Annotated in this window: 13 protein-coding genes; 6 read left to right on the top strand and 7 right to left on the bottom strand. The window is 68.6% G+C overall.

What is annotated here, in order from left to right:
• Positions 1-247 precede the first annotated feature (247 nt).
• Both A5727_RS28405 and A5727_RS19640 read right to left on the bottom strand, forming a co-directional pair.
• The gene (locus A5727_RS28405) at positions 248-373 is read right to left on the bottom strand and encodes a hypothetical protein (RefSeq protein ID WP_286150203.1); all 126 of its coding nucleotides are present in this window, start codon (positions 371-373) and stop codon (positions 248-250) included.
• 99 nt (positions 374-472) lie between these two features.
• The gene (locus A5727_RS19640) at positions 473-1,006 is read right to left on the bottom strand and encodes a DoxX family protein (RefSeq protein WP_068253592.1); all 534 of its coding nucleotides are present in this window, start codon (positions 1,004-1,006) and stop codon (positions 473-475) included.
• 224 nt (positions 1,007-1,230) lie between these two features.
• Between A5727_RS19640 and A5727_RS19635 the strand changes: the two genes are divergently transcribed.
• The 3 genes from A5727_RS19635 to A5727_RS19625 are packed head-to-tail and all read left to right on the top strand — an operon-like array spanning position 1,231 to position 4,846.
• On the top strand, positions 1,231-3,525 hold the full coding sequence (locus A5727_RS19635) for an MMPL family transporter (RefSeq protein WP_068253598.1): 2,295 nt from the start codon (positions 1,231-1,233) through the stop codon (positions 3,523-3,525).
• On the top strand, positions 3,525-4,220 hold the full coding sequence (locus A5727_RS19630) for a TetR/AcrR family transcriptional regulator (protein WP_068253589.1): 696 nt from the start codon (positions 3,525-3,527) through the stop codon (positions 4,218-4,220). The genes A5727_RS19635 and A5727_RS19630 overlap by 1 nt, the downstream gene beginning before the upstream one ends.
• Complete coding sequence (locus A5727_RS19625) at positions 4,217-4,846, top strand: class I SAM-dependent methyltransferase (protein ID WP_068253586.1); 630 nt, start codon at positions 4,217-4,219, stop codon at positions 4,844-4,846. Before A5727_RS19630 ends, A5727_RS19625 begins: the two co-directional genes overlap by 4 nt.
• Here A5727_RS19625 and A5727_RS19620 read toward each other — a convergent pair.
• Positions 4,833-5,561: an NAD-dependent deacylase gene (locus tag A5727_RS19620; RefSeq protein WP_068253583.1), complete on the bottom strand. Its 729-nt coding sequence runs from the start codon at positions 5,559-5,561 to the stop codon at positions 4,833-4,835. The two genes, A5727_RS19625 and A5727_RS19620, sit on opposite strands and share 14 nt — an antisense overlap.
• 37 nt (positions 5,562-5,598) lie before the next feature.
• Here A5727_RS19620 and A5727_RS19615 point away from each other — a divergent pair, with 37 nt between their 5' ends.
• Positions 5,599-5,961 (top strand): Rv1152 family transcriptional regulator, encoded by a 363-nt coding sequence (locus tag A5727_RS19615; protein ID WP_502687696.1) that lies wholly within the window; start codon positions 5,599-5,601, stop codon positions 5,959-5,961.
• An 8-nt stretch (positions 5,962-5,969) separates the two neighbouring features.
• Here A5727_RS19615 and A5727_RS19610 read toward each other — a convergent pair whose 3' ends face one another.
• Together A5727_RS19610 and A5727_RS19605 are read right to left on the bottom strand one after the other, a co-directional pair.
• Complete coding sequence (locus A5727_RS19610; RefSeq protein WP_068253571.1) at positions 5,970-6,836, bottom strand: class I SAM-dependent methyltransferase; 867 nt, start codon at positions 6,834-6,836, stop codon at positions 5,970-5,972.
• A gap of 11 nt (positions 6,837-6,847) precedes the next feature.
• The gene (locus A5727_RS19605) at positions 6,848-7,366 is read right to left on the bottom strand and encodes a DUF1697 domain-containing protein (RefSeq protein WP_068253568.1); all 519 of its coding nucleotides are present in this window, start codon (positions 7,364-7,366) and stop codon (positions 6,848-6,850) included.
• 84 nt (positions 7,367-7,450) lie between these two features.
• Here A5727_RS19605 and A5727_RS19600 point away from each other — a divergent pair, with 84 nt between their 5' ends.
• The gene (locus tag A5727_RS19600; protein WP_068253564.1) at positions 7,451-7,894 is read left to right on the top strand and encodes a PPOX class F420-dependent oxidoreductase; all 444 of its coding nucleotides are present in this window, start codon (positions 7,451-7,453) and stop codon (positions 7,892-7,894) included.
• Positions 7,895-7,910: 16 nt separating this feature from the next.
• A complete protein-coding gene (locus tag A5727_RS27915; RefSeq protein WP_197507705.1) occupies positions 7,911-8,084 on the top strand; it encodes a DUF5302 domain-containing protein in 174 nt (57 codons plus the stop codon).
• 122 nt (positions 8,085-8,206) lie between these two features.
• On the opposite strand, the gene A5727_RS19590 is transcribed toward A5727_RS27915, so the two are convergent.
• Positions 8,207-9,532 carry an acyltransferase family protein gene (locus tag A5727_RS19590; protein WP_068253559.1) on the bottom strand — a complete coding sequence of 442 codons (1,326 nt, stop codon included), beginning with the start codon at positions 9,530-9,532 and terminating at the stop codon, positions 8,207-8,209.
• Positions 9,533-9,570: 38 nt separating this feature from the next.
• On the bottom strand, positions 9,571-10,782 hold the full coding sequence (locus A5727_RS19585) for an MFS transporter (RefSeq protein ID WP_068253557.1): 1,212 nt from the start codon (positions 10,780-10,782) through the stop codon (positions 9,571-9,573).
• Between the last annotated feature and the right edge of the window lie 12 nt (positions 10,783-10,794).

Genomic DNA, 10,794 nt, shown 5'->3' with positions numbered 1-10,794 from the left:
CCCCCCGCCGCCCCCCCCCCCCCCCCCCCCCCCCCCCCCCCCCCCCCCCCGCCCCCCCCCCCCCCCCGCCGGCCCCCTGGCGCCCCCGCCGCGCCCCCCCCCCCCCCCCCCCCCCCCCCCCCCCCCCCCCCCCCCCACTCGCGGCTTCAGCGCAGCAAAAAGCCGATGTCCGCCGCGAAGCGGGCATCGGCTTTTTCGGTGGCTGGCACAGGCCGGTCACGTCACCGCGGAGGCGACGTGAACCGAATCAGCTGGCCAGGGGATGGAGTTCGTCGAACTGTTCCGAAGTCTCACCCTCGACGAGGAAGTCGCCGTGGTAGAGCGCGTCGAAATCAATCTTGATGACATCAGCGTTGGTGTCGTCGATCCACATGACACTGAGCGTATGGGTCACTCTTAAGGATTCATTGAGTCACAGTTCGGAAAACGGTGGCAATTATTACTTCGAAGTAGGGTTACCGACAGGTCACCCTCAGGCCGCGGGCGATGTGAAGTGGATGGGGTTGGTGCCGTTGAGCGCCACCCAGGTCACCACGGCCGCTGCGATCGCCACGACCAGCAAAGTCACCGAGACCAGCCGCGGCCAGGTCGCGCGCCCCCACAGGCGCTCGTCGAGCGAGTAGACGCCGGCGCCGGTGAACAGCAGCGCAATCGCCCCGAGCCCGATCATGAACGGCATGTTGAAGGGTTCGGACCAGAACGCCGCGCCCGACACATTGACGGCCCACGCGTCGATCATCGCGGCGGTCACGGCCATCGCTGCCAGCGGAGTGACGATTCCGAGCAGCAGGCCGATTCCGCCGAGGGTCTCCGCGGCGGTGACCATGAAGGCCGCCAGCTGCGGCATCCTCCACCCGCTCTGGCCCATGCTGTCGACCACCATCTGGAAGTCGAACGCCTTCAGCAGTCCCGCCTGCAGGATGGCGGCGCCGACGGCAAACCGCAGCACCAGAAGGCCGAGATCCCGCCCGGACGTCGTGAAACGAATATCGGATCCAGTCGCCATAGATCACCACCCTAGGTGGACGGCCCCAGAAGGTAAGGCTCGTTAAGACTGGCCACAGGTGCCGGGTGAACGATGAGGATCTGCTCGACGTGTCCCCTGTGCGGCGTGTTCGGCCCGCGTCGGACAAGCGTTGACCGCGATAACTTAACGCTGATAAGTTCGTGCCGATTCTCGGCTTGAATCGAGGGCGGGTGGCGGGACGGCCATCGGTGAGGGGGACGCACGTGCTGCAACGGATCGCGCTATTGGCCATCGCGGCGCCGCGCCGCATCATCGCGCTTGCGGTGCTGACCATGATCGCCTGCGCGGCGTTCGGCCTCCCGGTCGCCAAGAGCCTGTCCGCCGGAGGATTCCAGGATCCGGGGTCGCAGTCCACACAGGCCTCCGAACTGCTCGCGGAGAAGTTCGACCAGGGCGATATGCAGCTGGTCTTCGCCGTCACCGCGCCCGAGGGCGTCAAGAGTCCCGAGGCCGCCGCCGCAGCGCGGGACATCATCGACCAGATCAAGACCTCCGAGCACGTCGCCAGCGTCACCTCGGCCTGGACCTCGCCTCCGGCGGCCGCCGCCGAGCTGGCCAGCCGGGACGGCAAGACCGGTCTGATCGTCGCCGGAGTGAACGGCGGTGAGAGCAGGGCCCAGAAGTACGCCCAGGAAGTCGTGGATTCCGTCACGGAGACGATCCCGGCCAAGCACGCGGATGTCACGATCGTCACCGGCGGGCAGGCCCTGGTCTACTCGCAGATCTCCAAGCAGTCCGAACATGATCTGCTGCTCATGGAGTCGATCGCCATCCCACTGAGCTTCCTGGTGCTCGTGTGGGTGTTCGGCGGACTGCTGGCGGCGGCGCTGCCGATGGCGGTCGGCGCGCTGGCGATCGTGGGTGCCATGACGGTGCTCCGGTTGATCACGTTCGCGACCGACGTGTCGATTTTCGCCCTCAATCTCTCCACGGCGATGGGGCTGGCGCTCGCGATCGACTACACGCTGCTGATCATCAGCCGCTACCGCGACGAACTGGCGAAGGGCTCGAGCCGCGATGAGGCCGTGGTGCGCACCATGGTCACCGCGGGCCGCACAGTGCTGTTCTCCGCCACGACGGTCGCGCTGTCGATGGTCGCGATGATCCTGTTCCCGATGTACTTCCTGAAGTCCTTCGCCTATGCGGGCATCGCAACGGTGGCGTTCGCGTCGTTCGCGGCCGTCATCATCACCCCCGCGGCGATCGTGCTGCTGGGCCCCCGCCTTGACGCGCTTGATGTGCGCAGGCTCGCGCGCAGGCTCACCGGACGGCCCGAACCGCAGCCCAAACCCGTCGAGCAGCTGTTCTGGTATCGCTCCACCAAGGCCGTGATGCGCCGGGCCCTGCCCATCGGCCTGGCCGGCGTCATCCTGCTGTTGGTGCTCGGCACCCCGTTCCTGGGAATCAAGTGGGGATTCCCGGACGACCGCGTCCTGCCGGCGAGCGCGTCGGCGCATCAACTCGGCGACCAGCTTCGCACCGAGTTCGCCGATAACTCCAACACCGCCGTGACCGTCGTCGTCCCCGACGCCGACGGGTTGACGCCCGCCGACTTCGACCGGTACGCCGCCGAGGTGTCCAAGGTGGCCGACGTGTCCGCGGTGACCGCGCCGACCGGCACGTTCGTCGGGGGCAACCGAGTCGGGCCGCCCGCGGCGGCCACTGGAATCGCCCAGGGCAGCGCGTTTCTGACCGTCGGCAGCGCCGCGCCGCTGTTCTCCGACGCCTCGGAGAACCAGCTCGACGCGCTGCACAGTGTGCAGGGCCCCGGCGGTCGCGACGTCCAGTTGACCGGTATCGCGCAGATCAATCGGGACAGCGTCGACGCCATCACGTCCCGGCTGCCGCTCGTGCTCGGCGTGATCGCGGTGATCACCTTCATCCTGCTGTTCCTGTTGACCGGCAGCGTGGTGCTTCCGCTGAAAGCCCTTGTGCTCAATGTGCTTTCATTGACCGCGGCGTTCGGCGCGCTGGTCTGGATCTTCCAGGACGGGCACCTCGGTGCGTTCGGGACCACGCCCACCGGGACGCTGGTCGCCAACATGCCGGTGCTGCTGTTCTGTATCGCGTTCGGCCTGTCGATGGACTACGAGGTCTTTCTGGTCTCGCGCATCCGCGAGTTCTGGCTCGAAAGCGGAAGGACCCGCGCCGACAACGACGAGAGTGTCGCCCTCGGACTGGCCCGCACGGGGCGGGTGATCACCGCTGCGGCGCTGGTCATGTCGATCTCGTTCGCGGCATTGATCGCCGCGCAGGTGTCGTTCATGCGGATGTTCGGGCTCGGGCTGACCTTGGCCGTCCTCGTCGACGCCACCCTCGTGCGCATGGTCCTGGTCCCGGCGTTCATGCACGTGCTCGGCAGGTGGAACTGGTGGGCGCCCAAACCGCTGGCGCGCCTGCATGAGCGGATCGGGATCAGCGAATCGGGACCGGACCACCCCCGGCCGGGAGCGGACGCGCCCGCTGGCGCCCGGGTCGGTGTGACGGAGACCGGTTGATGAACCCACGGTCGTTGGAGGGACGCCGACGGCGGGCCCCACGTGGGTCTGGCGAGCAGTTGCGCGACGAGATCCTGGATGCCGCAACCGATCTGCTCCTGGAGACCGGCAGCGTCAAAGACGTGTCGATCCGCTCGGTGGCCGAACGGGTCGGTGTCACGCCGCCGTCGATCTATCTGCACTTCACCGACAAGGACGCGCTGCTGGACGCGGTGTGCGCGCGCTACTACGAGAGCCTGCACGCGAAGATGAAGCAGGCGGCTGATGGCCAGTCGACCACGTTGGACGTGCTGCGTGCGCAGGGGCTGGCCTACGTCCGGTTCGCCATCGACACCCCGGAGCTGTACCGCATCGCCACCATGGGCGAGGGACGTCCCGGCAGTGATGTGGACGCCACGTTGGCCTCGTCGGCGTTCATGCATCTGCGGGAGACCGTGCAGACGTTGATGGACGAGGGGATCTATCCGCCCGGAGACCCCACGGCCGTCACCCTTCAGCTGTGGTCGACGGCGCACGGGATCGCGGCCCTGCTGGTGGCCAAGCCGTACCTGCCGTTCGGCGACCCACTCGACTTCGCCGACAACGTGATGCGGGCGTTCTGCACGGGACAGATCGTGATCGGGATCATCGGTGCAGAGGCCACGGTGCAGGACACCCTGGACTGGGTTCTCGAGAACAAGGGAGTGCGTCAATGAGCGAGGTGTCGAACCCATTCTTCGCCCGGGTGTGGACCGTGATGTCGGCCCATGAGACCGAGGAGTTGACCAGGCTGCGGCGCGAGAACCTGGCGGGGCTGTCCGGGCGGGTGCTCGAGGTGGGCGCGGGCACCGGCACGAACTTCGCGCACTATCCGGCCGAGGTGAGCCAGGTCGTCGCCGTCGAACCCGAGGCCCTGCTGTTGCGACACGCGCAGGTCGCCGCCGCGGCGGCGCCCGTCCCGGTGACGGTGACTGGTCAGACCGTGGAGGAGTTCACCGACGCCGAACCCTTCGACGCCGTGGTGTGCTCGCTGGTGCTGTGCACGGTCGATGAACCTGCCCCGGTGCTGCGTCAGCTGTTCACGGCCCTGCGGCCCGGCGGCCAACTGCGCTACCTCGAGCACGTCGCGAGCGCGGGGTGGCGGGGCCGGCTGCAGAGCGCGGCCGACGCCACGGTGTGGCCGAGACTGTTCGGCGGGTGCCACACGCACCGGGAGACCGAACGCGGGCTGACCGAGGTCGGGTTCACGATCGACACCGCACGCAGGCAGTGGACACTGCCGCGGTGGCTGCCGCTGCCCGTTGCGGAGTTCGCGCTGGGCCGCGCCGTCAAACCCGCCTGAGCAGCGAGGGAAGCTGTTGCAGCAGGTGTGGCAGCGCGTCGCTGGCGCTCTGCCGCACCGCCAGAGTCGCTGACGCGGACAGCGGGGTCTCCTCGGGGTTGACCTCCACCACCACGGTGCCCTGCGCCAACGCCATCTCCGGCAGGCCCGCGGCGGGGTAGACGATGCCGGAGGTCCCCACCACGATCAGCAGATCCGCGCGCTGGACGGCCTCGACCGAGGCCTGCCAGGGCCCCTCGGGCAGCGGCTCGCCGAACCACACGATGTCCGGGCGGATCAGCCCACCGCACGCGCACTGCGGCGGTTCGGCTTCCAGCTCGGGCTCCAGCATCTCGGGCAGCTCGCCGAGGTAAGCGGAATCGCATTTGTCGCAACGGAATTCGAACAGGCTTCCGTGCAGGTGGTGCACCGCGGTGCTGCCGGCGCGCTCATGCAGGTTGTCGACGTTCTGCGTGATGACCGTGACGTCCTCGATCCCGGCGATCTTCTCCCACGCCGCCACGGTGTGGTGACCCTCGTTGGGGTCGACGCGCTGGACCAGGTGATGGCGCCACAGGTACCACGCCCACACCCGCTCGGGGTGGTCCTGCCAGCCCTGCGTGCTGGACAGTTCGTAGGGATCGAAGCGCGCCCACAGGCCGTTCCTGTCGTCACGAAAGGTGGGCACGCCGCTTTCCGCGGAGATGCCCGCGCCGCTGAGGACCACGATGCGCACCCCACCAAAATAGCGGGCCTGATGGATACTGGGACACGTGGAGTTGGGGGAGTGGTTGCAGGTTGATCCGAGCGCGCCGAAGCCGCTGTTCGACCAGTTGCGGAGCCAGATCATCGAGGCCGTGCGGGACGGACGTCTTCCGCCCGGCACTCGGCTGCCCACGGTGCGGGAACTGGCGGGCAAGCTCGGTTTGGCGGTCAACACCGTGGCGCGGGCCTACCGCGAGTTGGAGGCCTCGGGAATGCTCGAAACGCGCGGGCGCTTCGGTACTTTCGTGGCCCGTGCCGATCCGGCGGATGCGGCGATGGCCGCCGCGGCGCACACCTACGCGCAGGCCGCGCGGGCGCTCGGCGTGGATCGGGCCGCCGCGCTGCGCTACATCGAGGCCGCGTTCGCCTGACGCCGGGCTCAGCCGAACTCGAGCAGCGCGGTGATCCCTCGGACCGATTTCAGCAGGTCGATCCGGTACAGCAGCCCGATGGCCTGGTTGAACAGCCAACCCCGGCCGGATTCCAGCGGCAGGTCGTGCACCGCCGTGACCCCGGGGACGGCGCTCAGCTGGGTCACCGCCTCATCGGGGGTCAGCGCGAAGGGCATGGTGGGCACGGTGTAGCGGCGGGACGGGCGCAGCCGGCCCCGCTGGGCGAGCCCGGCGAACCACTTCGGGGTCAGGTCGAACATCATGCGGCCGCCGGGGAAGCGTCGGGCGCATTCGCCGATCAGTGCGAAGGCCTCCTCGGGCTGCAGGTACATCAGCAGCCCCTCGGCGGTGATGAAGACCCCGCGCGAGGCGTCGACGGCATCGGCCCAGCTGTAGTCCAGTGCGGACTGGGCGCGGTACTCGATGCGCGGTGACTCGGGCAGCAGAGCGCGCCGGATGTCGACGACCGGTGGCAGATCGACCGTCAGCCAACGGAATCGAGGCGCGGGAAGTGTCGCGTCCAGACGCCAGAAGCTGGTCTGCAGACCCTCCGCGAGCGCGACGACGGTGGCCTCGGGGTGGCTGCGCAGGTACCGCGCGGTGTGCAGGTCGAACGTCTTGGACCGCACGGCCATGTCCTGGCGCGTCGAACCGAACCTGGTGAAGTCGTAGTCGATGGAGTCGACGAGGCGGATGGCCATCGGGTCAGAGATCACCGCATCGGCCCTGCGGGCCTCGCGTGCCCGGCTGCACAGCGTCATCAGCGCGGTTTCGGAGACACCGGTCAGGTCGGCCCTGTGCTTGGCCGTGGCGTCGGTCCCGTTCTCGAGAGCGTCGTCAGGTGAGGCAGTCATCGAGTTCGACCCTACCGGCGCAGCACCTTCTCCAGCGTGCGCAGGTTGCGGGTGGTCGTCGACGCTTTGTAGCGCTTCTTGCCCATGGTTTTGCCGATCGTCGAGTCCAGCGTCCCGGCGCGTGGCACCTGCCAGTACAGGACGCCGACTCCGCGCGCGATCCTCTCCTCTGGGCCTGCGGGCAGGGCGGCGAGTTCCTCGAGCACCTCGGGGTCGGTGACGAAGGTGACGTAGGAGTGGTGGCCCTCGACCTCGCGTTCGAACGGAAAGGCGTCATCGATCGCCGCGACGGTGTCCATGTCATAGGCGAGCACCCACGCCTCGTAGCCGAACTTCTCCCGCAGCGTGTCCTCGGCCTTCTTCCGCACCCCATCGGTCTTGGCCTTGGCGTCGAACACGACGTTGCCACTGGCCAGCACGGTCTTGACGTTGCCGAACCCCGCGTCGGAGAAGGCTTTGGCCACATCGGCCATCTTGAGGTTCACGCCGCCGACGTTCACTCCGCGCAGGAAGGCCACGTAGCGGGTCATCGGCTCGACTCCGAAAACCTTGGCCTGACAATGGTCATACTTGCAATGGTAGGCACGAGGGGGCCCTGTCAGTAGGCTCACAAGATGACTCGGCAGGTATTCGACGACAAGCTCCTGGCCGTGATCCGCGGCAACTCTCTTGGGGTGCTGGCCACACTCAAGCGGGACGGCCGTCCGCAGTTGTCCAACGTCTCCTACCACTTCGACCCCCGGCAGGTCGCGATCCAGGTGTCGATCACCGAACCGCGCGCCAAGACCCGCAATCTGCGCCGGGATCCGCGCGCGTCCATCCTGGTCAGCTCCGACGACGGATGGTCCTATGCGGTGGCCGAGGGCACCGCGAGCCTCACGCCGCCGGCCGCCGATCCGCATGACGAGACTGTCGAGGCGCTCGTCGAGTTGTACCGCAACATCGCGGGTGAGCATCCGGACTGGGACGAGTATCGGCAGGCGATGGTCACCGACCGGCGTGTGGTGCTCACCCTGCCGATCTCGCACGTCTATGGCAGCCCTCCGGGCAGGCGCTGACGGTAGGCTGCCGTCCATGGGTAAGGACGAGGCTCCGGAGGACGAGAACAAGAAGAAGTTCCGTGAGGCATTGGAGCGCAAGAACGCCAGATCCGCCGCCGGGACCTCCCACGCGGACGGCGGCGCCAAGCAGCCCAAGGCTCATGGCCCGGTCGAGGGCCGTCGCGAATTCCGGCGTAAGAGCGGATAACTCAACGCTCGAGGACACGCGTGTCCGACGGGTTCCGCTGAGAGGTTCGGCGCCGCCGACGACGGGACAGTGCCCACCCCTGAGCGACGCCGGGTCACTCAGGGGTGAGCGGGAGAGTGGTCTCAGCGGATCGCGGTGCGCGCTTCGGCGGCCGCCTCGACTGAGGCACTGCTGAGCACCCGGGCCGCGATGAGCGCCGCAAGCATGACGGCGACGCAGGCGATGCCGTAGTCCTTCAGACCCCACTTCACGGCCGCGAGCGTCGCGGCTCCGGCCACACACAACAGCGTGCCCACCGCGGCACTGCGCGGTCCCGGTGACATCGCGATGGCCGCGTCCCAGCCCGGCAGCGGGGTGTTCTCCAGCGGGCGCAGCACCATGAACAGCACGCCGACCACCACCGTCATGATCATCAGTTGAATCACGCTGAGCGCCAGGAAGTTCGGCTGACCCGGGTAGCGATCCAGGCCCGCGTAGTCGAACGCGAGATGCATCAGCAGCAGGGCGGGCATGTGCCAGAGGTAGAGCGTCATCGCGCCCGAGTTGCCGATCGCGGCCAGCCACCACACCCGGGGCCGCTGCGCCCAGCGGTTGATCGCCGGGGCCGCGGCAATCGCGAACGCGCACATCATGATCGCGTGTCCGGCCAGCAGCAGTGACGGTGGCGTCATGTTCGCCAACCGCTGGCCCTCGATACCAACCAGGCTCAGCTCATACGGCCCGAACACCAGCAGTCCCACGTTGACCGCGAACATGCCCAGACCCACGCGCAGTGCCGTGACCCCGTCGAGCAGGCGACGTCGGTGGGCCACACCGAACATGCCGGGGATGACCCACACCGCCATGTTGGCGTAACCCAGCAGCGCCAGATCCGGATCGTGCAGGCGGATCGCATCGACGGCGGCGACCAGGACGTACACGCCGAGGACACCGGCGAACAGGTGGCCCGCGGTCCTGATCCGGTCAAGCAGCGGCATCGCGGCCAGCATCAGCACGTAGGCGCCGAGGAACCACAGCAGTTGGATGCTGATCCCCGCGACCGGCTCGTAGACATGGATGGGCAGCAGCGGTTGCAGCGCCACCAGGGCGACGGCCCAGAAGGCCAGATACCAGAACACCGGCCGGAACAGCCTGGCGCAGCGCTTCATCAGCCATCCGCCCCATGAGGTGCCGGGCCGCCACGAGCCGGCGCTGGCGGCGGCACCGGCGAAGAAGAACAGCGGCATGATCTGCAGCACCCAGGTCAGCGCCTGGAAGACCACCGATGTGGTCAGCAGGTTGTCCCAGATGAAGACGTCGTCGCGGATGGTGCTGGTGGCCATCACAGTGTGGCCGGCGACCACCCCGACCAGCGCCGAGATGCGGATGACGTCGATGGCGCGGTCACGGTCGGCGGGCGTCTGCTCGGCGACCTGTGCGGGCGTCGGAAACATCGGCAGAAATGGCATGGGGAAAACCTAAGCCGCGCCGGCCTAGGTAGAAGTCACTAATTCTGCGACTGGCGCCGCTCCTGCAGCAGCACCGCGACCAGGCACACCGCCGACAGTGCGGCGACGGCGATGGAGAACGCCTCACCCGCGGTCTTCAGCCCCCAGGTCTGGGCGGCCAGCCCGACACCGATCACCGGAATGGAGATCGCGACGTAGGCGACCACGAAGTACGTCGAACTGACCTCGGCGCGCCGCTCGGCAGGGGTGCGCTCGGACACCGCGGCCAGGCCGCGCGCGAAGCTCATGCCCTGACCGGCGCCGGCGATCACCGCGGACACGATCAGCCCCGGCAGCGAGGCGGCGTGCAGGGACACCGCGAGCATGAGCATCGCGGCCACCAGGATCGCGCAGCCCAACGCGACGGCCCGGGCCGGCGGGATCCGGCCGGCGAACAGCTGCGCCCCCGCGGATCCCGCGAACACCACGCTCGCCGTCGCACCCGCCACGGCGAGGTTGTCGATGCCCAACAGCCCGGAGACGAACGACGGCGCGACGGCTGCGAACAGTCCCGTCACCGCGAAGCCCGCGAACGCCGCGGTGGACGCGAGGACGAACACGGCGCGGGTCTGCGGAGGCACCGACAGGCGCTGCACGCTGATACGGCCGGTCCGGGCCGAGGTCTCCGGCGCGGCGAGCACGGCCGCGACCGCGATCACGGTCAGCACGATGTGGACGATGAAGCTCAACTGCAGGGGGTGCGGCGCGTACTGCACCAGCACGCCGGCCACCAGCGGTCCCAACCCCAGGCCACCCATGTTGGCGACGGTCGCGATCGCCGCGGCGCGGCCGCGTGCCGCAGGCGGGGCGGCCTCGATGATCGCGGCCGTCGCGGTCCCGGTGAACACACCGGCCGACAGGCCCGACAGCACACGGGCGATCATCAGGACCGGAATGGAGTCGGCGACCAGGAAGACCGCGGCGCTGGCCAGTGCGGACGCCGCGCCCGCCAGGAGCACCGGACGCCGGCCGACCGCGTCGGACCAGCGGCCGAACAGCAGCAGCGCCGCGAGCACGCCCACCACGTACGTCGCGTAGATGACCGTCGTGGTCAGGACTGAGAAGCGCATGTCCTCGGCGTAGAGCGCGTACATCGGTGTCGGCATCGTGGTGCCGACCATGATGGCGGCGAATGCGTAGGCCAGGAGACCTATGCCGAACCGGTGTCGGGGCGGGCTGGTCGCGTCGAGCACCTGAGGAGTCTGCGTCACCTGGCGGACAAC

Origin of the sequence: Mycobacterium sp. ACS4331 (assembly GCF_001667265.1) — a bacterium.
GTDB lineage: Bacteria > Actinomycetota > Actinomycetes > Mycobacteriales > Mycobacteriaceae > Mycobacterium.
Note: the sequence above shows the minus strand (reverse complement) of the source record. Positions and strands in the feature narration are given on the sequence as shown.